Consider the following 19890-nt stretch of genomic DNA (forward strand, 5'->3'; position numbering starts at 1 on the left):
CCCGCCGTACGGGGCCCGGCCGGGGCTCGTAGGGGGCTCGTAGGGGGCTCGTACGGGAATGCGCATCCGCCGGACCGCGTTGGATCAGGGCGCAGGAGACCCCTGCACCCCGACGAGTCCGGAGAGAAAGTCATGCGCGTCGAGATCTGGAGCGACATCGCCTGCCCCTGGTGCTACATAGGCAAGGCCCGCTTCGAGCAGGGCCTCGCGGCCTTCGCCCATCGCGACGGGGTCGAGGTGGTGCACCGCTCCTTCGAGCTCGACCCGACCCACCCCAAGGGCGAGACCGGCCTGGTGCTCGACATGCTCGCGCGGAAATACGGGCGCACCCCCGAAGAGGCCCGCGCCATGGAGGAGCACGTCGCCTCCAACGCCCGAGCGGAGGGCCTCGGCTATCGCACCGAGGGCCGCGACCACGGCAACACCTTCGACATCCACCGGCTGCTCCACCTCGCCAAGGCCCGCGGCCGCCAGGAGCAGCTCCTCGACCTCGCCTATCGCGCGAACTTCGCCGAGGAGCGTTCCGTCCACGACCCCGAGGTGCTCGTCGCCCTCGCCGTCGAGGCCGGACTCGACGAGGCCGAGGCCCGCTCGGTGCTCGCCGACGAGAGCGCCTACGCCGACGAGGTGCGCGCCGACGAGCGGGAGGCGGCCCAACTCGGCGCCACCGGCGTGCCGTTCTTCGTCCTCGACCGCGCCTACGGAGTCTCCGGCGGGCAGCCCGCCGAGGTCTTCACCCAGGCGCTCGAGCAGGCCTGGGGCGAGCGGACGCCGCTGCGCACGGTCGGCGCCGCGGACGGCACGGCGCAGGCCTGCGGCCCCGACGGCTGCGAGGTGCCCTCGGCGTCGGACGCCGGCACGGCCCGCTGACCGGATCCCGCGCCCGCCGGCCGCAACACCCCAGGTCAAGGCCGATGCATAAGCAGTGCTTGGGTGCACCACGCAGAAATTCGCCATGGACGAGGGGTGGGCCGGGACGCACAGTGGAGGCATGGAGACTTTCCTGGAGAGCCGCACCGCCGACGCCTTCGCGCCGCGGTCGACCTATCTCAACACCGCCAGCACCGGCCTGATCCCGAAGGCCGGCGTGCAGGCGATGCAGGAGGCCGTCGCCGCGGCCGCGGCCGGCGCGCCGACCGACATGTTCGCCGACGTCGAGGCGAGCCGGGCGGCGTTCGCCCGGATCGCCGGGGTGCCCGCGCGCCGGGTCGCGGCCGGCGCCTCGGTGGCGGTGTACGCGGGTCTGATTGCCGCCTCGCTGCCGGCCGGAGCCGAAGTCGTCCTCGCCGAGGGGGACTTCAGCTCCCTGGTCACGCCGTTCCACATCCGTGCCGACCTCAAGCTGCGGACCGTTCCGCTGGACGAGCTCGCCCACGCCGTACGCCCCGGCACGGCGCTCGTCGCCTACAGCGCCGTGCAGTCCGCGGACGGCCGGATCGCCGACGTCACGGCGATCGGCGAGGCGGCCCGTACGCACGGCGCGCGCACCCTCGTCGACGTCTCACAGTCCGCCGGCTGGCTGCCCCTGGACGCCGGCGCCGCCGACTACACGGTGTCCGTGGGCTTCAAATGGCTGCTGTGCCCGCGCGGCGTCGCCTTCCTGACCGTGCCCGACGACCTCGGTGCACTCACTCCGGTGTTCGCCGGCTGGGTGGCGGGCGAGCGCCCGTGGGACAGCTGCTACGGACCGGTAGAGGAACTGGCCCACTCCGCGCGGCGGTTCGACATCAGCCCCAGCCTGTTCAGCTACGCCGGTGCCCGTCACTCGCTCGACCTGGTCGAACGCATCGGTGTGCAGGCGATCCGTGCCCACGACGTGGCGCTCGCCGACCGGTTCCGCGAGGGACTCGCCGCACTCGGCCGCAGCCCGGTGCCGGCCCCCGGATCCGCGATCGTCTCGGTGCCCGAACTGGGCCGGCGCCAAGGGGAGTTGAGCGCCGCGGGCATCGAGGTCTCGAACCGCGCGGGCGCCCTGCGGGCCTCGTTCCACCTGTACGACACGGAAGCGGACGTGGACCGGCTGCTCGACGCACTGTCCCGCTGAACGGCCGCGCCCCGGACGACGGTTGGCCCGGCTCCCTCGTGGGGAACCGGGCCGAACGCCACATCACAGGCCTACCGCGAAGGCTTCACCGCACCGGGGTGAAGTCCGTGGCACCGATGTACTCGGGGCGCCGGATCGGAGCCGCGAACGGCTCCACGGCAGTGTTCTCGACGCTGTTGAACACGAAGAAGACATTGCTCCGCGGGAAAGGCGTGATGTTGTCCCCGCTGCCGTGCATGGTGTTGCAGTCGAACAGCACGGCCGAGCCGGCCTCGCCGACCCACTGGGAGATCCCGTACTTGTCCGAGAGCTTGATCAGCGCCTCGTCGGACGGAATACCGGCGTCCTGCATCTGCAGGGAACGCTTGTAGTTGTCCTTCGGCGTGGCGCCCTCGCAGCCGAGGAACGTGCGGTGCGACCCCGGCATGAGGAGCAGGCTGCCGTTGTACGCGTAGTTCCGGGTGAGCGCGATGGACACGGACACGGTGCGCATGTTCGCGAGCCCGTCCTCCGCGTGCCACGTCTCGAAATCGGAGTGCCAGTAGAAGCCGGAGGCGCCGAATCCGGGCTTCACATTGATCCGGGACTGATGGATGTAGACGTCGGAACCCAGAATCTGCCGGGCCCGGCCTACGACGCGCGGGTCGGCCGCCAGCTTGGCGAAGACCTCGCTGATCTTGTGCACCTCGAAGAGGGAACGGATTTCCTGCGAGCGGGGCTCCACGATGGAGCGCTCGTCGGCGCGCATCGCGGGGTCCTGGGTCAGGCGGTCCAGCTCCGCCTGGTAGATGCTCACTTCGTCCTCAGGGACCAGCTCGTCGACCTGGATGAAGCCGTCCCTGTCGAACGCCGACAGCTCCGCGGCCGCGAACGGCCCCTCGGTACCCGGCTCGGACCACACGACGGGGTCCTGGCGCTCGGTGAGCACCTCGGTGGTGCCTCGGGTCGGGTACAGGTCGGCGGTGCGCTCGGGTGCGGTGGTCATGGTGTTGCCTGCCTCTCCTCTCGTACGGCCCTGTTCGGGATGTACCCCGCCCGTCCCCCCTCGTGAGGGAGGACGGGCCGGGAGTCTCAGGTGGGCCCCACGGCCGCGGCGCCCCGCGCGGCTGTGGGCCATGTAGTTGTCCTGCCGGGCAGCTGTCCGCCCGTCGTGCTGCCGGACGTCAGACGGTCTCCGGCTCCGGCTCCGTCAGGAGCGGGTACACGCCGTTCTCGTCGTGGTCCTCACGGCCGGTCACCGGCGGGTTGAAGACACAGATGCAGTGGAAGTCCTCCTTGATCCGCATGGTGTGCTTCTCGTGCCCGTCGAGCAGGTACATCGTGCCCGGCGTGATCGTGTACTTCTTGCCCGTCTCACGGTCGGTGAGCTCGGCCTCGCCCTTGGTGCACACGACCGCCTCGATGTGGTTCGCGTACCACATGTCGGTCTCGGTGCCCGCGTACAGGATGGTCTCGTGGACCGAGAATCCCACGCGCTCCTTGGCGAGCACGATGCGCTTGCTCTCCCAGGTGCCGGACGCGGACTTCACGTGCCGGTCGGTGCCTTCAATGTCCTTGAACGAACGGACGATCACGGTGAGTTGTTCCTTTTCTCCTACGGTACGCGCGACTTGTCTCTCGTGCGTAGGTGTCAGGCGGTCTCTCGTACGGCGCGGGCGAGCGTGCGCAGACCCTCGTCGAGCTCCTCCGGCGTGATGGTGAGCGCCGGCAGCATCTTGACGACCTCGCTCTCGGGACCCGAGGTCTCGATCAGCAGGCCGAGCTCGAAGGCGCGCTTCGCGACCTTGCCCGCGCGGTCCTTGTCGTGGAACTCCAGGCCCCAGACCAGGCCACGGCCGCGGTACTCCTTGGTGGCCTCCGGGTGCTCCGCGCGGATCGCCTTGAGCGCGGCCTCGATCTGCTCGCCGCGGGCCAGGGTCTGCTTCTCCATCTGGCCGTCGGCCCAGTAGGCGTCGAGCGCGGCGGCCGCGGTCACGAAGGCCGGGTTGTTGCCACGGAACGTGCCGTTGTGCTCACCGGGCTCCCACACGTCGAGCTCCGGCTTGAAGAGGGTCAGCGCGAACGGCAGGCCGTAACCGCTGATCGACTTCGAGACGGTGACGATGTCCGGGACGATGCCGGCCTCCTCGAAGGAGAAGAAGCCGCCGGTACGGCCGCAGCCCATCTGGATGTCGTCGACGATCAGGAGCATGTCCCAGCGCTTGCACACGTCGGCGAGCTGACGAAGCCACTCGGCGCGGGCCACGTTGATGCCGCCCTCGCCCTGCACGGTCTCGACGATCACGGCCGCGGGTTTGTTGAGGCCCGAGCCGGAGTTCTCCAGGAGGCTCTCGAACCAGATGAAGTCCGGGGTCTGCCCGTCGAGGTAGTTGTCGAACGGCATCGGGGTGCCGTGCACGAGCGGGATGCCGGCGCCGGCCCGCTTGAAGGCGTTGCCGGTCACGGCGAGCGAGCCGAGCGACATGCCGTGGAAGGCGTTGGTGAAGGACACGATGGACTCGCGGCCCTTGACCTTGCGCGCCAGCTTCAGCGCGGCCTCGACGGCGTTGGTGCCCGTCGGGCCCGGGAACATGACCTTGTACGGCAGGTCACGCGGGCGCAGGATCGTGTTCTGGAACGACTCGAGGAAGGCGCGTTTCGCGGTCGTCGACATGTCGAGACCGTGGGTGACACCGTCGCGCTCGATGTAGTCGATCAGTGCGCGCTTGAGGACGGGGTTGTTGTGCCCGTAGTTCAGCGAGCCGGCGCCCGCGAAGAAGTCGAGGTACTCGTGGCCGTCCTCGTCGTACATGCGGCTGCCCTGCGCCCGGTCGAAGACGGTGGGCCAACCGCGGCAGTAGCTGCGCACCTCCGACTCCAGGGTCTCGAAGACACTCAGGTCCGGCTGGGTGATGGTCACAGCGATCTCCTCCTGGGAGATGTTGGCGTGGGGGTCCGGGTCGGTCGGTTCTGGGGGTTCGGCCGGGCGGCCGGGTCGGCGCGGCTCAGAAGGAGAGCGGGCCGATGTGGTACAGCACCTCGGGCTCGTGGCCGCCGTCGGGGAACTGGTCCGCGGCGAAGAGCACCTCGCGGTCCACGGACGCACCGTGGCGCTCGGCGAAGGAGGTGAACAGGCGCTGGGAAGCCTTGTTGTCCGGGGAGATCGTGGTCTCCAGGGTGGTCAGCCCGTCGCGGTGCGCGACCCGGGAGGTCAGCTCGTCGAGCATGGCGCCGGCCAGTCCGCGGCCGCGCTGCGACTCGTCCACGGCCACCTGCCAGATCAGCAGGGTGCGGGGTCGCTCGGGGCGGATGTAGCCGGTGATGAAGCCGACCGGCTCGGCGTCGGCGCCGCCGTCGTCGAGCCGGGCCACCACGCTGGTGCCGGCGAAGTCACGGCACCACAGGAGATAGCTGTACGAGGAGTTGAGGTCCAGGGTCTTCGAATCGCGCGCGATCCTCCAGCAAGCGGCCCCGTCCTTCACCTCCGGGCGTTCGAGCCGCAACTTCCTCGAGTTCGCGGGATTATCGCGGTGATCGGGGAAATCGCTTCGGGCACGTGCAAGGTCTGCTTGTGCGGCGGTCATGCAGATTGAATTTACCCACCGAAAATCGAAATTGCATCGCGGCCAGGGGTTACGCAAACGTCGGCGATATGTTATCGCGCGGGGGTGCGCGAGCGCGCGGCCAGGCGGCGAAATGTCCCTGTCTGTACGGGAATTACGGGGCGAACCGGTCACGTTGTGGATTCGGTCACAAGCTCGTAACTCCCGCGAGATGCGTCCGAATTACGAGGTTTGATGATCTCGAAAACTCGGTGTTTAGGCCCGGGGAAACGGGGCAGAAGAATACGGGAAGCTGCGCGTGAAAGGCGGCTTCCCGTATTCATGAAAAGCTAGTCGAGTAGTGGGCCCCGGGCAACTGCCGAGGCCCGAATTCGGCCTACTCCCAGGCGCCGGTCACGGCGCTGCGAGCCGCCTCGAGATCGACTCCGATTCCGCTTTCGCCGAGTGCGGCGCCCAGGGCGGCGAGGCTCGCGTGCACCACGCCGCGGGTCGCGTCGGGCCCGTAGTGGTTCACCCGGACCATCTCCTTGGCGAGCGCGCCGCCGCCGGCCACCAGCGGCAGCACCGGATCCGCCGCGAGAGCCCGCGCGACCAGCTCGGCGGCGTCCACCTCGGCCGGCACCCGCAGCGTGGTCGCCACCGGCGCCGCATCCCGGGCCTCGTGCACATACGGGGCGAGGCCACCGCCCAGCGCCACCGCACCGGCACGGGTCGCCCGCGCGGCCGTCGCGTGCCGGGCCATCACGGCGTCCGGACCCTCGGACTCGATCCGCTCCACACAGGCCTCGAGCGCCAGCATCTCCAGCTGCGCCGGAGCGTGCAGGAGCGCCTTCCGGCCGCCGTCGATCCAGCGCTGCTTCCAGTCGAGCAGCGAGAGGTACGAGCGGCGCGGCGCCTGCGGGTTCGCCTCGATGCGCTCCCAGGCCCGTTCGCTGACCGACACCGCGGACACACCGGCCGGACCGCCCATCGCCTTCTGCGCACCGATCACACACAGGTCCACGCCCCAGGCGTCCGGGAGCAGCGGCTCGGCAGCCACCGACGCCACCGCGTCCAGCATGAACAGGGCCCCGTGCGCGCGGACCACCTCGCCGATGGAGGCCACCGGGTTGGTGTTGCCGGTGGCCGCCTCGGCGTGCACCAGCGAGACGAAGTCGATCTCCGGGTGCTCGGCCAGTGCATTGCCCACCTGTTCCGCGGTCACCGCGGTGTGGAACGGGACGGCCAGGTCGACGACCTGCGCGCCGCAGTCGCGCAGCCAGTTGCCGAAGGTCTGGCCGTACGGCCCGGTGATCACGTTCAGGGCGGTGCAGCCCGGCCGGGCCACCGAGCGGATGCAGCCCTCCAGGGGGAGCAGCGCCTCACCCTGGGTGATCAGGACGTCCTGATCGGTGCGCAACAGTCGGGCCACCCGGTCCTCGATGGAGGCGAAGTGCGCGGCGCTCAGCGGGGGCAGGTCGAGGAAGGGATGGGTCACGGTGAAGCTCTCTTCTGCGGAGACGTCGTGTCGCGGCGGGCGGCGGCCGGGGACATCCGGCGGGGTCTGTGGTCCGGCTGCCGCATCGAGCGTATCGAGTGGGTTCAGGGGGCACAGGACGTCCCCGGCGCCCCCTACGCTGCAGGGCATGAGTGATCGTGCGGTGCTGCATGTGAAGGGGCGGGTGCTCGTGGGGCCCGATGACGTCGCCGACGAGTTGTGGGTGGTCGGCGGGCGGATCACCTACCAGCGGCCGGCCACCGCCCGTGACGTCCGCACCCTGCAGGGGTGGGTGCTGCCGGGCCTGGTCGACGCCCACTGCCACGTCGGCCTCGACGCGCACGGTGCCGTCCCCGCGGACGTGGCGGAGAAGCAGGCGCTCACCGACCGGGACGCCGGGACGCTGCTGCTCAGGGACGCCGGCTCACCCTCCGACACCCGGTGGATCGACGACCGCGACGACCTGCCGAGGATCATCAGGGCCGGCCGGCACATCGCCCGCACCCGGCGCTACATCCGCAACTACGCCCACGAGATCGAGCCCGAGGACCTCGTCGCGTACGTCGCCCAGGAGGCGCGGCGGGGCGACGGCTGGGTCAAGCTCGTCGGTGACTGGATCGACCGCGGCACCGGCGACCTCTCGGCCTGCTGGCCGCGCGGCGCCGTGCAGGCCGCGATCGCCGAGGCGCACCGGCTCGGCGCCCGGGTCACCGCGCACTGCTTCGCCGAGGACTCGCTCACCGACCTGGTCGAGGCCGGCATCGACTGCATCGAGCACGCCACCGGACTCACCGACGAGACGATCCCGCTGTTCGCCGAGCGCGGGGTGGCCATCGTCCCCACGCTCGTCAACATCGCGACCTTCCCCGGCCTCGCGGACGGCGGCCAGGAGAAGTACCCGCGCTGGGCCGACCACATGCGCCGGCTGCACGCGCGCCGCTACGACACCGTGCGCTCCGCCCACGACGCGGGGATCCCCGTCTTCGTCGGCACCGACGCCGGCGGCGCGCTCGCGCACGGCCTCGCGGCGGCGGAGGTCGTCGAGCTGACCCGGGCCGGCATCCCGCCCCTGGAGGCGCTCTCCGCGACCACCTGGGCCGCGCGGGAGTGGCTCGGACGCCCAGGGCTCGGCGAGGGCGCGCCAGCGGACTTCGTGGTCTACGACAGCGATCCGCGCGCCGACGTACGTGCGCTGGCAGCCCCGCGCGGGATCGTGATGAACGGCGCGGTCGTGCGCTGAGTGCCCCGCCTCGGCTGAGTGCCCCAGCCTCGACGGTGACTCTCGAACGTCCGGACGGAAACGCCCCGTAGGGGTGAACTCACGCCATGGAGACACCAGTTCACTCTCCGTACGTGAGGATTCCCGTACCGAAGCCGCGGGCACCGCACGCCGTCCCAGCGTGGCGCCGCCCCGGCCATGTCTCCCGTGGGGGTTCCACCTTGTTCAGCCATACCTTCCGCATGCCCGCACGCAGGCTGTCCGCAGCCGGCGTCGCGACCGTCCTGGCCGCCGGTCCCGCGGCCCTGGCCGGTGCCGTACCCGCCCATGCCACGGGCGGCGACGAGGGCAGGGCGGGCGCGGTCGTGCTCCGTACCGGACTCGACGTCTCGCTGCTCGACAAGTCCGTACAGGTCCCGCTGCGCACCTCCCTGAACGAGGTCAGCGCACCGCACAGCGCCGAGAAGACCGCCCTGACCGCCCGGCTCGACGGAGTCGGCGCGGGCAAGCCGTTCAGCGTGCTGCGGGCGGATGTGGCCACCGCGAAGGCCACCGTCGAGGGCGGCGTCGCCGAGGGCCGCACCGAGCTCGCCCGCGCCCGGGTGAATGTGCCGGGACTGCCCGGAGTGCCGCTCGTCGAGCTCGGCCAGGTCAGCTCGAAGGCCGTCTGCAAGGCAGGGGAGCGGCCGGCCGCCGAGGCCGGTCTGCTGGGCTCGGTGAACGTGCTCGGCAAGAAGGTCACCCTGTCGGCCGGCGGCCCGACCCGGGTCGAGGTGCCCGGCATCGGCGAGGTCCGTCTCGAACTGTCCAAGACGCACACCACCTCGCGTACGGCCGCGGCCGCGGCGCTCGAGCTCGAGGTGTCGCTCAACCCGCTGAAGCTCAACGTCGCCGAGGTCGACGGCACCGTGACGCTCGCCGGCGCCACCTGCGAGACGCCGTCCGCACAGCACCGCGAACCGGTGGGCCGGGGGGAGAAGCCCGCCGGGCCCCGCAAGCAGACCGCGGGCAAGGACGCGCACGATGCGGACGACGGCGAAGGCGTGAAGCCCCAGTCGGCGCGGGAGCCGGACCGGGCCGACCTCGCCGACACCGGCGGCAGCTCCAGCACTCCGTATGTGGCGGGCGCCGGCGTGGTGCTGCTCGCGCTGGGCGGCGGGGCGGTCGCGGTGGCGCGGCGGCGCCGGCCGCACTGAGCCCCGCGAGCCGGCCGGGGCACCGGTTTCGTACGCGTGTTCTGAATGCGGGGTTCCGCCGCTACGGTCGGGACGCATGGAGTCTGTGACGATCTATCAGCGGATCGGTGGCGAGGCCGCGGTCGCCGGCGTAGTGGATCAGTTCTACGAACGGGTCCTGGCCGACCCGCAGTTGGCCGGCTACTTCGCCGATTCCGACCTCGCCGGACTCAAACGGCACCAGCGTGCGTTCGTGGGCCAGGCGCTCGGGTCCGGCAAGCCGTACAGCGGGCGGGCGATGCGGCAGGCGCACAGCGGGCTCGGCGTCCGCTCCGAGGACTTCGACCGGGTCATCGGGCACCTGGCCGGGGCGCTGGAGCAGGCCGGGGTGGACGGTGCCACGGTCGCGTCCATCGCCGAGGCGCTTGCGCCGCTGAAGCCGGACATCGTCGCGCAGCCGTAGCGGCGGCCGTGACCGGTTCGGGCGCCGGCGGTCAGTGCCTGGTCAGCGCCTCGTCAGCGCTTCCCGCAGGGCGCCGAGGAAGCGTTCCGTCGTACCGGGGTCGCGGACCGCGAGGCGCAGCCAGTCGGGGCCGAGGCCGGGGAAGGTGTCGCCGCGGCGCACCGCGAATCCGCCCGCACGCAGCCGCTCACGCACCCGATCCGCCCGGGCGAGGCGGATCAGGACGAACGGAGCCTCGGCCGGGGCGACGACCTGCACCCCGGCCGACTCCTCGAGTCCGGCGAGCAGTCGCGTCCGGTCGGCGGCGATCCGGCGGGCCGCCCGCTCGGCCTCCCGGAGTGCGTGCGGTTCGACGCAGGCCTCGGCCGCCGCGAGGGCCGGGCTCGAGACCGGCCACAGCGGTTGTGCCCGTTCGAGCTCGGCCAGCAGGACCGGCTCCGCGAGGACATAGCCGATGCGCAGCCCCGCCAGGCCCCAGGTCTTGGTGAGGCTGCGCAGGACGACCAGGCCGGGCAGGTCCTGGCGCCCGGCGAGCGCCTCCCGCTCACCGGGCACCGCGTCCATGAACGCCTCGTCGACGACCAGGGTGCGGCCCGGCCGGGCCAGCGCGGCCAGCGTCCCGGCCGGGTGCAACACCGACGTGGGGTTGGTCGGATTGCCCACGACGACCAGGTCCGCGTCCTCGGGGACCGCGCCCGGATCGAGCCGGAATCCGTCCGCGGGATCGAGCAGCAGGCGTTCGACGCGGTGCCCGGCATCACGCAGCGCCGCCTCCGGCTCGGTGAACTGCGGATGCACCACCACCGCACGCCGGGGCCGCAGCGCCCGCGCCAGCAGCACGAAGGCCTCGGCCGCCCCCGCCGTCAACAGGACGCGCTCCGGCGGGAGTCCGTGCCGGCGCGCGACCGCGGAACGGGCGCGGCGGCCGTCCGGGTAGGCGGCCAGCGAGCCGAGCGAGCCGGCGATGCGGTCCCGGAGCCAGGGCGGCGGCGTACCGGTCCGTACGTTGACGGCGAGATCGATGAGACCCGCGTCCCGCACCTCGGCGTCACCGTGGTGGCGCAGGTCGTGCGGTCCGGGCGGCGTCGCCACCGCCGGGAAGTGAAGGGTCCCGATGCCGGAGAGGGCGCCGCCGGACACGCCCGGCGGGTCGACGACGGCGCTGTCCGCCCCGTTCGCCGGTGCCGCGCCGTCGGGGGCGGACGGTGTGCCGGAGAGCGGGGGCGATGCGGGGGCAGTCGCAGTGCCGGAATCGACCGCAATACCGGGGGCCGAGGCCGCGCGCGGGTGCGCGGGAGCCCCTGGGGCGGTCGTCGTGCCGGTGCGCGTGGTTGGTCCCGGGACGGCCGACGAGTGGGGCGCCGATCCCGGGGATGGCATCGCGGTGCGGGGGCGCGATCGCGTGGCCGGATGCGCCGTCGCGCCCGAGCCCGCCGCCTCTTCGGCGCGGCGGCCGTCGGGGGCCGTGGCGCGGCGGGCCACCGCGCAGGTGGCCGTCGCGGGGGTGTCGTCGGACTTCCGTTTGGGGACGAGCAGTTCGCCGCCGTCGGCGAGCGCGGCGGCCTCCGCGACGGACGGCGTACCCGTGGCGTCGAGCGGCGCGGCGGAGGGATGCGGGACGGCCACCTCGGCGAGGCGGGCCGCCGGATGGGCCACCAGGGGGACGCCGAGCTTCCGGGCGGCCTCGACCAGACCGGGTTCCGTCGACTTGCCTTCCACGGTGGCCAGTTCGGCCACCTCGCCCTGGGCCGGTCCGGCCTCCTCGAGAGCGCTCATGACCAGCCGCAGCACCACGTCCACGGTCGTGCCGCGGCGCGCCCCCACCCCGACGACGAGTGCCGGCCCGGCGGCGTCCGCCGCGCCGTGCCGCCCGTACGACGGACCGAGGGAGGTGGACCCGAGCGCCGCGTCGACCTCGGCGGCGAGAGCTGCCGCGCTGCCCGCTCTCGCCGATGCCAGGGGGATCGCATGGTGGCCCGAGCCGTCGACGCAGACCAGGTCCGGGGTTCCGGGGCCGGCCACGAGCAGCGGGGCCGCCACCCGTACCGCCTCCTCGGCAGGCAGGAAGCAGACGAGCTGCCGGCACTCGGTGAAGGCCCGTGCCACCGCGTCCCCCGACGGGCCGTCGTACACGAGAGTGCGGGCGGGCCAGGCCCCGGCGAGGCGCGCCGCACGCGCGCGTGCGGTGGCGGCCGGTCCGGCGATCAGGCCGATCACTCGACTGCTCCTTCCGCTGCAGCGGCGAACACGGACGGGGCCCGGGTTACGGGTGAATTCTGACTGGGCATCGGGCAGTTCGATCCACTAGCAAGAGGCCATGGTGGTGTTCGTCGCGCTCGGCGCGTTCCTGATGACGCTCGTCGGCGGCCTGGCGGCGCAGCGCGTCACCGACCGCAGGCACCTGGTGCTCGGCCTGGCCGGCGGCCTGATGCTGGGGGTCGTCGGCCTCGAGCTGCTGCCCGAGGCACTGGAGGCGGCGGGCGAGGAATTCCTCGGCGTACCGCGCGCACTGCTGCTCTTCGTCGGCGGATTCCTCACCGCGCACTGTGTGGAGCGGCTGCTCGCCGTACGCCAAGCGGGTCATGGTGCGGACGGACCCGTGCACGGGCACGGGGCGGGCGAACGGGTGCCCCAGGTGGGACTGACCGCCGCCGCGGCGATGGTCGTGCACAGCCTGATGGACGGCGTCGCCATCGGAGCCGCCTTCCAGGCGGGCCAGACCATGGGCCTCACCGTCGCCCTCGCCGTGATCACCCACGACTTCGCCGACGGGTTCAACACGTACACCCTCACCCGGCTGTACGGGAACGCCCGCCGCCGGGCGCTCGCGATGCTCTTCGCCGCGGCGGCCGCACCGGTCGTGGGTGCCGCGTCGACGCTCCTGTTCACCCTGCCGGTCGAACTGCTCGGCAGCTATCTCGGGTTCTTCGGCGGCGCGCTGCTCTATCTCGCCGCCGCCGAGATCCTCCCCGAGGCGCATCACGACCACCCCACGGCTCCCACGCTGCTGTGCACGGTCACCGGCGTGGGCTTCGTGTGGCTGGTGGTGGGCATCGCCGAGTGACCGCCGGGACGTTCGTACGCGCTCACGCCGCGCACCGTTCCACGAACCGGCGGGCGATGTCCGGGCTCGCGGCCCAGTGGGTGTGCAGATAGCTGGCGTGCACGCCGTCCTGCACGAACCCCTCCAACCGCCGCTCCGGCCGGTGCATCCCCCAGGCCGGAGTCGCACCCGCCCCCGGGACGATGGCGGTGCGGTGGAACTCGTGCCCCCGGATCCGGCTGCCCGCCACCGCGAGCGGACTGTCCGACACCGCCACCGCGTCCCGGTAACCGAGGGTGAGCCGTTCCGTCATCCGGGCCTCGGCGTCGAGCACCGAGCACATCGGCGCACCGTCCAGGGAGCGCGCGAGATACAGAAGTCCGGCGCACTCCGCGGCGATCGGAGCGCCGGTGCGCGCCAGGGCGCCCACGGCCCGGCGGAGCGCCGCATTGGCGGACAGCTCGGGGGCGTACACCTCGGGGAAGCCGCCGCCGATCACCAGACCGCGGGCCCCCTCGGGCAGTCCCTCGTCGCACAGCGGGTCGAAGGGCACCACGTCAGCGCCCGCGGCGGTGAGCAGTTCACGGTGCTCGGCGTACGAGAAAGTGAAGGCAGGCCCCTCGGCGACGGCCACCACCGGCCGCTCGCCGACGGTTCCGGACGGCGACGTACCGAGCGCCTCGTACGGATCCCACGCCTCGGCCGGCAGCGGGGGCGCGCTGCGCGCCAGCGCGTACAGCGCCTCCAGATCGCAGCCGTCACGCACCTGTGCCGTGGTCGCCCGTACCGACTCGACGGCGTCCGGCGCCCGTTCGGCGACCGGCACCAGGCCCAGGTGCCGGGACGGCGTACGGACCCGCGGTGCCCGGCGCAGCACGCCGAGCACCGGCACGCCGCTGCCGCCGAGCGCATCGCGGAGCAGCTCCTCGTGCCGGTCCGAGCCGACCTTGTTGAGGATCACCCCGCCGATCCGCACCGTCGGGTCCCAGGAGGCGAAACCGTGCACCAGGGCCGCCACCGAACGGGACTGCGACGAGGCGTCCACGACCAGCACCACGGGGGCCTTGAGCAGCGCTGCGAGCTGCGCGGTCGACGCCAGTTCGCCGAGCCCCGAAGCCCCGTCGAACAGGCCCATCACGCCCTCGATCACGGCCAGGTCGCAGCCCTGCGCGCCGTGCGCGAACAACGGCGCCATCCGGTCCGTACCGCACAGGTACGCGTCCAGGTTGCGGCCCGGCCGGCCGGTGGCGAGCGCGTGATAGCCGGGGTCGATGTAGTCCGGCCCGACCTTGTGCGGCGAGACCCGGTACCCGGCCTCCGTGAAGGCGGCCATCAGGCCCGTCGCCACGGTCGTCTTGCCGGCGCCCGACGAGGGCGCCGCGATCACCAGCCGCGGCACGGAAGCGCCGGCCGCAGGGCCGACAGTCACCATTCGATGCCCCGCTGGCCCTTCTGGCCCGCGTCCATCGGGTGCTTCACCTTCGTCATGTCCGTCACCAGGTCGGCGAAGTCCACCAGTCGGGCGGGGGCGTTGCGACCGGTGATGACCACGTGCTGGGTGCCGGGCCGATCCCGCAGCACGGACACCACCTCTTCGGGATCGACCCAGCCCCAGTGCATCGGGTACGCGAACTCGTCCAGGACGTAGAGCCGGTACGTCTCGGCGGCCAGGTCGCGCTTGACCTGCTCCCAACCCTCCCGGGCCGCCTCCTCGTTGCTGAACTGGCTGTCGCGCTGCACCCACGACCAGCCCTCGCCCATCTTGTGCCAGGCGACCGTGCCGCCCTCGCCGGAGTCGCCGAGCACCCGCAGCGCACGCTCCTCGCCGACCTTCCACTTGGCGGACTTCACGAACTGGAACACCCCGACCGGCCAGCCCTGGTTCCAGGCCCGCAGGGCGAGGCCGAACGCGGCCGTCGACTTGCCCTTGCCGGTGCCCGTGTGCACGAACACCAGCGGCCGGTTGCGGCGCTGCCGCGTGGTGAGACCGTCGTCGGGGACGACGGCAGGCTTTCCCTGTGGCATCAGGCTGCCCTCCTGTTTCCGCTCGCGTCCTTCACGAACGCGGTGATCGATTCCGCGCGCAGCTCGTCGAGGGTCACCGCGCTGCCGCCCAACTCCCGGGCGAGCAGCCCCGCGAGGCCGAGCCGCACCGGCCCCGCCTCGCAGTCCACGACCACCGAGGCGGTGCCCTCGGCGGCGTGCAGGCGCGCCGCGCGGCGCGCCCGGTCCCACGGGTCGGCCGGCGTACCCGCACGCGCGCGTGGCACCTGCGATCCGCGTACGCCAGGCGCGGTGGCCCGCCCGTCCGTGACCACCACCTGCAGCGCGCGCCGTGCGGGGTCCCGCAGCCGCTCGACCCGCAGCACGTCGTGCGCCTTGAGCAGCCCGGCGTCCAGCGGGGTGCGCCCGCCGGTGGGCACCGACTCCAGGCGCGCGGCCGCCGCGTCGACCGAGGAGGTGGGCGGCAGTACGACCTCGGCGCCGGTGCCGCGGAACGTCACCAGGCCCACCTTGTCCCGCCGTTGATAGGCGTCGAGCAGCAGCGACAGCACCGCGCCCTTGACCGCACCCATCCGCTTGCGGGCCGCCATCGACCCGGAGGCGTCCACCACGAAGAGCACCAGATTGCCCTCGCGGCCCTCCCGCGTCGCCTGCCTGAGGTCGTCACCCCTGACCACCAGTCCCCGACCCGTGCGGCCGCGGGCCCGCTGGTGCGGGGCGGCCGCCTGCAGGGTCGCGGACAGGTGCAGCTTGGTGAGCCGGCCCTGCGGTCTGCGCGCGCCGGTGGTGCGGCCGTGTTCCGTACGAGCCCGTGAGCGGCGGCCCGCCGCACCGGCACCCGTGCCGGGCACGCTCAGGAGCTTCGCGCGGAAGGGCTCGCCGGCCGGGACGGCGCCCTGCTCGGGCGCCGCTGCTCCCGGGGCCGAACCGCCTTCTCCCGTACCGGAGTCGGGAGAGGTGTCCGCCTGCGGTGCGTCACCGGGGCGGTCGGGCGCGGAATCCGGGGCCGCCGGTTCGGTGGCCGATGTGCCGTCGGCCGGCGGTGGGCCCTGCGGGTCGTCGGCGGGCGGCTGTCCGCCACCGCCGCCCGGTCCGCCGTCCCCGTCCGGTCCGTCGTCCTCCGGTGCCTCGGGCTCCTCGCCGGGTTCGTCGTCCGCCGTGTGCTCGCGCAGCGTCTCGTCGAGCAACTCCTCGTCCAGGCCAGGCGCGTCGAACGGATTGCGGCGCCTGCGGTGCGGCAGCGCGAGCAGCGCGGCCTGGCGCACGTCCTCGGTGTCGACGTCCGTGCGGCCGGCCCAGGCGGCGAGCGCGGTCGCGGTACGGGCCATCACGAGGTCCGCACGCATCCCGTCCACCTCGAACGCGGCACAGGTCGCCGCGATCTGCCGCAGCGCCCCGTCCCCGAGCCGTACCCGCGGCAGCAGCGCACGGGCCGACACGATCCGGTCCCGCAGCTCCGCCTCATCGGCGCCCCAGCGCGCCGCGAACGCCTCCGCCCCGTCCTCGAAGGCGAGCCGCCTGCGCACCACCTCGACCCGCAGCTCGGGATCGCGGGACGCGGCCACCTCGACGGTCAGTCCGAAACGGTCCAGCAACTGCGGCCGCAGCTCGCCCTCTTCGGGGTTCATCGTGCCGACGAGCAGAAAGCGAGCCGCATGCCGTACCGAGACTCCTTCGCGCTCGACGTACGAGGCACCCATGGCCGCGGCGTCGAGCAGGACGTCGATCAGGTGGTCGTGCAGCAGGTTGACCTCGTCGACGTAGAGGATGCCGCGGTTCGCCGCGGCGAGCAGGCCCGGCTCGAAGGCCTTCACGCCCTCCGCAAGGGCCCGTTCGATGTCGAGCGAACCGACCAGCCGGTCCTCGGACGCGCCGACCGGCAGTTCGACGGTACGGGCCGGCCGCGGCGCCCCCGCGGCCCCGTCGTGCGGCCCGTCCGGGCAGCCCGGGTCGGGCGCCGCCGGATCGCAGGAGAAGCGGCACCCGGGCACCACGTCCACGTCCGGCAGCAGGGCGGTGAGCGCGCGCACCGCCGTGCTCTTGGCGGTGCCCTTCTCACCGCGCACCAGGACGCCGCCGACGGCCGGGCTGACCGCGTTGAGCAGCAGCGCGAGCCGCAGATCGTCCTGCCCGACGATCGCGGTGAACGGATAGGGGGTGTTCATGACGGGGTCACTCCCAGGAAGGTCGGTACGAGCGGCAGAAGCGGCGCGGGCGGCACGGTCACCGGGGCGCCCCCGGAGCGACGAACGGCAGTCCGGCGGGCGCGCCGGACTCGATGAGCCGAAGCAGCCCCGCGGTGTCCGCGTGCTCCTCGATCAGATCGCCGAGCCGGTCCAGCTGTTCCTCGCGGAGCCGCCCGAAGGACGTGTCGGGCGCCGGTACGAAGCGCCGGCCCGCGGCCACCGCGATCTCGCGCAGGAACGCCCGCCGGAACGAGTCGGACTCGAGCGAACCGTGCCAGTGGGTGCCCCACACGGCCCCGGACCGGCAGCCGTCGAGCGGCCGCCCCGCGGCGTCGGTCAGAAAGGCCTCGCCGCCGCGCACATCGGCGACCCCGTGATGGATCTCGTACCCCTCGACGGGCTCGCCGAGCGCGGTGCCGACGGGCCGTGCGAGCGTCTTGTCCACCGCGAACCGCACCCGCAGCGGCAGCAGTCCGAGACCCTCGACCGTGCCGGCCCTGGACTCGACCTCGTCCTCGATCCACTCGCCGAGCAGCTGGTAGCCGCCGCAGATGCCGAGCACCGGACGGCCCTCGGCGGCCCGGCGCGCGACCGCGTCCGCGAGACCGCGCTCGCGCAGCCACTCGAGGGCGCGCACGGTGCCGCGGGTGCCGGGCAGTACGACCAGGTCGGCGTCGGCCAACTCCTCGGGGCGGTCCACGAAGCGGACCACCACGCCCGGTTCGGCGGCCAGCGCGTCCACATCGGTGAAGTTGGACATCAGCGGGACGGCGCACACCGCGATCCGCAGCACCTCCTCACCGGCCGGCGGCGCCACCACCGACTCCCGCACCGTGCCGCGCAGCGACACCCGCAGGCCGTCCTCCTCGTCGATGCCGAGGCCGTGCGCGTACGGCAGCACCCCGTAGGTCCTGCGGCCGGTGAGCCGGGTCATCATGTCCAAGCCCGGCTCGAGGAGCGACACGTCCCCGCGGAACTTGTTCACCAGATAGCCGGCCACCAGCTCCTGGTCCGCCGCGGAAAGCAGCGCGGTCGTGCCGAAGAACGAGGCGAAGACGCCGCCGCGGTCGATGTCGCCCACCACCACGACCGGGAAGCGGGCGGCGCGGGCGATGCCCATGTTCACGATGTCGGTGCGCCGCAGATTGATCTCCGCCGGGCTGCCGGCGCCCTCGCAGATCACCGCGTCGTACGAACTCCGCAGCTCCGTAAGGCAGTCGACGACCGTATCCAGCAGTGCCTCCCGGTGGCCGACGGCAGGTCCTTCCCCGGACGATGTCCCTTGCGATGTCCCCTGCGGTCCGCCGAAGAAGCCGCGGGCGCTCATCTCGCCGACCGGCCTGCCCAGCAGGACGACCTGGCTGCTGCGGTCCGAACCGGGCTTGAGCAGCACGGGGTTCATCAGCGCGGTCGGCTCCACCCGGGCGGCCTGCGCCTGCATGGCCTGCGCCCGGCCGATCTCGGCGCCCTCCCGGGTGACGAACGAATTCAGCGACATGTTCTGCGCCTTGAACGGCGCGACGGAGACACCCTTGCGGGCCAGCCAGCGGCAGATGCCCGCGGTGACCACGCTCTTGCCCGCGTCGGACGTCGTCCCGGCGACAAGCAGACCGCCACCCGTCATGACCGTCCTCCCAGGGAGTCGACGGGCGCCCCGCCCGGCGTCCGCCACGCGCGCGTGGATCCCGAAACACCCCTCCACGCGCGCGAGGAGGACGACTTGGCCGGCTTGCCCCGCGACCCGCGCCCCGCGAGCAGCCGTCCGGCCGCGCACACACCGAGGGCCAGCACTCCGACCCGGCGCGACAGGCGTACCGCACGCTCCACATCGGCCACCGCCACCTCGCGCCCGTCCGCGTTGAGTACCGGCCGGTGCTCGGTCCGCCCGCCGTACGACAGGGTCCCGCCGAGCCGTACACCGAGCGCACCCGCGAAGGCGGCCTCCACCGGACCCGCATTGGGACTCGGATGGCGCGAGGCGTCCGCGCGCCAGGCCCGTACCGCTCCGCGCGGATCACCTCCGGCGAGGACCGCCAGTGCGGCGGTCAGCCGCGCACCCGGCCAGCCGGCCACATCGTCCGTACGGGCCGAAGCCCAGCCGTAACGGCGGTACTTGGGCGACCTGTGGCCGACCATCGCGTCCAGCGTGTTCACCGCACGGAAGCCCACCAGGCCCGGGACCGAGGCCATCGAACCCCACACCAGCGCGCCGACGACGGCGTCGGAGGTGTTCTCGGCGACGGACTCGACCACCGCGCGCGCGATGCCGGCGCCGTCGAGGGCGGCAGGGTCACGGCCGCACAGATGAGGCAGCCGCTCACGCGCCACCTCGATGTCACCGGCCTGCAGGGCGGCGGCGACCGCCCGGGCTTCCCTGGCGAGCGACGTACCGCCGACCACGGCCCAGGTGGCGGCCCCGGTCAGCGCCACGGACGCGGCGGGGGAGCGGCGTACGGCACGCTGGGCGAGAGCGGCCGCGGCGACGGCTCCACCGGCGCACACGACGGTGTGCAGCGCTCCCGCGCCGCGGTGGTCGCGCCACAGGACACGCTCGACGGCACCCGCCGCACGCCCGAACGCGGCGACCGGATGCCCACGGCGGGGATCGCCGAGCAGCAGGTCACCGAGGAGGCCCGCGGTGGCGCCGTACGCGAAGATGCGATCGGCACGCACGAGTTCAGACCGCCGCTGCGCCTCGTCGTACCGCGGGTGCGTGCCTGCGTGGCTCGATACGCGT

General features: G+C 73.0%; 17 protein-coding genes. 6 read left to right on the plus strand and 11 right to left on the minus strand.

From position 1 onward, the window contains the following. The first annotated feature begins 132 nt into the window (after positions 1 to 132). Positions 133 to 870 (plus strand): DsbA family oxidoreductase, encoded by a 738-nt coding sequence (locus tag DY218_RS01440; RefSeq protein WP_128554020.1) that lies wholly within the window; start codon positions 133 to 135, stop codon positions 868 to 870. Between the two features lie 121 nt (positions 871 to 991). Further along, positions 992 to 2044 carry an aminotransferase class V-fold PLP-dependent enzyme gene (locus tag DY218_RS01445; RefSeq protein WP_128554021.1) on the plus strand — a complete coding sequence of 351 codons (1053 nt, stop codon included), beginning with the start codon at positions 992 to 994 and terminating at the stop codon, positions 2042 to 2044. 85 nt (positions 2045 to 2129) lie between these two features. Here DY218_RS01445 and thpD read toward each other — a convergent pair whose 3' ends face one another. From thpD to DY218_RS01470, 5 genes are all read right to left on the minus strand, one after another. Continuing rightward, entirely contained in the window at positions 2130 to 3029 is a 900-nt protein-coding gene (thpD, locus tag DY218_RS01450) for an ectoine hydroxylase (protein ID WP_128554022.1), read from the minus strand. 178 nt (positions 3030 to 3207) lie between these two features. Then, positions 3208 to 3618, minus strand: a complete 411-nt coding sequence (locus DY218_RS01455; protein ID WP_128554023.1) for an ectoine synthase — start codon at positions 3616 to 3618, stop codon at positions 3208 to 3210. Between the two features lie 56 nt (positions 3619 to 3674). Continuing rightward, on the minus strand, positions 3675 to 4943 hold the full coding sequence (ectB, locus tag DY218_RS01460; RefSeq protein WP_128554024.1) for a diaminobutyrate--2-oxoglutarate transaminase: 1269 nt from the start codon (positions 4941 to 4943) through the stop codon (positions 3675 to 3677). Between the two features lie 85 nt (positions 4944 to 5028). Further along, complete coding sequence (gene ectA / locus DY218_RS01465; RefSeq protein ID WP_128554025.1) at positions 5029 to 5607, minus strand: diaminobutyrate acetyltransferase; 579 nt, start codon at positions 5605 to 5607, stop codon at positions 5029 to 5031. A 355-nt stretch (positions 5608 to 5962) separates the two neighbouring features. Next, a complete protein-coding gene (locus DY218_RS01470) occupies positions 5963 to 7063 on the minus strand; it encodes a pyridoxal-phosphate-dependent aminotransferase family protein (RefSeq protein ID WP_128554026.1) in 1101 nt (366 codons plus the stop codon). Positions 7064 to 7211: 148 nt separating this feature from the next. Between DY218_RS01470 and DY218_RS01475 the strand changes: the two genes are divergently transcribed. From DY218_RS01475 to DY218_RS01485, 3 genes are all read left to right on the plus strand, one after another. Further along, a complete protein-coding gene (locus DY218_RS01475; RefSeq protein WP_128554027.1) occupies positions 7212 to 8303 on the plus strand; it encodes an amidohydrolase family protein in 1092 nt (363 codons plus the stop codon). A 221-nt stretch (positions 8304 to 8524) separates the two neighbouring features. Next, positions 8525 to 9478, plus strand: coding sequence for an SCO1860 family LAETG-anchored protein (locus tag DY218_RS01480; RefSeq protein WP_325051949.1), 954 nt, complete (start codon positions 8525 to 8527; stop codon positions 9476 to 9478). 76 nt (positions 9479 to 9554) lie between these two features. Then, positions 9555 to 9920, plus strand: coding sequence for a group I truncated hemoglobin (locus DY218_RS01485; protein WP_128554029.1), 366 nt, complete (start codon positions 9555 to 9557; stop codon positions 9918 to 9920). Between the two features lie 42 nt (positions 9921 to 9962). Here the strand turns inward: DY218_RS01485 and cobC are convergent, their stop codons facing one another. Beyond that, positions 9963 to 12137, minus strand: a complete 2175-nt coding sequence (gene cobC / locus DY218_RS01490) for an Rv2231c family pyridoxal phosphate-dependent protein CobC (protein WP_128554030.1) — start codon at positions 12135 to 12137, stop codon at positions 9963 to 9965. A gap of 100 nt (positions 12138 to 12237) precedes the next feature. Between cobC and DY218_RS01495 the strand changes: the two genes are divergently transcribed. Continuing rightward, a complete protein-coding gene (locus DY218_RS01495) occupies positions 12238 to 12984 on the plus strand; it encodes a ZIP family metal transporter (RefSeq protein ID WP_128554031.1) in 747 nt (248 codons plus the stop codon). A gap of 22 nt (positions 12985 to 13006) precedes the next feature. Here the strand turns inward: DY218_RS01495 and DY218_RS01500 are convergent, their stop codons facing one another. From DY218_RS01500 to DY218_RS01520, 5 genes are read right to left on the minus strand one after another with little or no spacing between them, the layout of a single operon-like run. Beyond that, positions 13007 to 14395, minus strand: a complete 1389-nt coding sequence (locus DY218_RS01500; protein WP_128554032.1) for a cobyrinate a,c-diamide synthase — start codon at positions 14393 to 14395, stop codon at positions 13007 to 13009. Continuing rightward, positions 14389 to 14988 (minus strand): cob(I)yrinic acid a,c-diamide adenosyltransferase, encoded by a 600-nt coding sequence (gene cobO, locus DY218_RS01505; RefSeq protein WP_128554033.1) that lies wholly within the window; start codon positions 14986 to 14988, stop codon positions 14389 to 14391. The genes DY218_RS01500 and cobO overlap by 7 nt, the downstream gene beginning before the upstream one ends. Beyond that, positions 14988 to 17132 (minus strand): putative cobaltochelatase, encoded by a 2145-nt coding sequence (locus tag DY218_RS01510; RefSeq protein ID WP_128554034.1) that lies wholly within the window; start codon positions 17130 to 17132, stop codon positions 14988 to 14990. The genes cobO and DY218_RS01510 overlap by 1 nt, the downstream gene beginning before the upstream one ends. 58 nt (positions 17133 to 17190) lie before the next feature. Further along, positions 17191 to 18777, minus strand: coding sequence for a cobyric acid synthase (locus DY218_RS01515; protein ID WP_128554035.1), 1587 nt, complete (start codon positions 18775 to 18777; stop codon positions 17191 to 17193). Then, complete coding sequence (locus tag DY218_RS01520) at positions 18774 to 19826, minus strand: cobalamin biosynthesis protein (protein WP_128554036.1); 1053 nt, start codon at positions 19824 to 19826, stop codon at positions 18774 to 18776. Before DY218_RS01520 ends, DY218_RS01515 begins: the two co-directional genes overlap by 4 nt. Between the last annotated feature and the right edge of the window lie 64 nt (positions 19827 to 19890).

Origin of the sequence: Streptomyces triticagri (assembly GCF_003429565.1) — a bacterium.
GTDB classification, from domain to species: Bacteria; Actinomycetota; Actinomycetes; order Streptomycetales; family Streptomycetaceae; genus Streptomyces; species Streptomyces triticagri.

Bases quoted from the DNA above. Each gene is read 5' to 3' on its own strand.
- DY218_RS01440 (WP_128554020.1), top strand. From the start codon at position 133: ATGCGCGTCGAGATCTGGAGCGACATCGCCTGCCCCTGGTGCTACATA.
- DY218_RS01445 (WP_128554021.1), top strand. From the start codon at position 992: ATGGAGACTTTCCTGGAGAGCCGCACCGCCGACGCCTTCGCGCCGCGG.
- thpD (WP_128554022.1), bottom strand. From the start codon at position 3,029: ATGACCACCGCACCCGAGCGCACCGCCGACCTGTACCCGACCCGAGGC.
- ectA (WP_128554025.1), bottom strand. From the start codon at position 5,607: ATGACCGCCGCACAAGCAGACCTTGCACGTGCCCGAAGCGATTTCCCC.
- DY218_RS01475 (WP_128554027.1), top strand. From the start codon at position 7,212: ATGAGTGATCGTGCGGTGCTGCATGTGAAGGGGCGGGTGCTCGTGGGG.
- DY218_RS01480 (WP_325051949.1), top strand. From the start codon at position 8,525: ATGCCCGCACGCAGGCTGTCCGCAGCCGGCGTCGCGACCGTCCTGGCC.
- DY218_RS01485 (WP_128554029.1), top strand. From the start codon at position 9,555: ATGGAGTCTGTGACGATCTATCAGCGGATCGGTGGCGAGGCCGCGGTC.
- DY218_RS01495 (WP_128554031.1), top strand. From the start codon at position 12,238: ATGGTGGTGTTCGTCGCGCTCGGCGCGTTCCTGATGACGCTCGTCGGC.
- DY218_RS01500 (WP_128554032.1), bottom strand. From the start codon at position 14,395: ATGGTGACTGTCGGCCCTGCGGCCGGCGCTTCCGTGCCGCGGCTGGTG.
- cobO (WP_128554033.1), bottom strand. From the start codon at position 14,988: ATGCCACAGGGAAAGCCTGCCGTCGTCCCCGACGACGGTCTCACCACG.
- DY218_RS01510 (WP_128554034.1), bottom strand. From the start codon at position 17,132: ATGAACACCCCCTATCCGTTCACCGCGATCGTCGGGCAGGACGATCTG.
- DY218_RS01515 (WP_128554035.1), bottom strand. From the start codon at position 18,777: ATGACGGGTGGCGGTCTGCTTGTCGCCGGGACGACGTCCGACGCGGGC.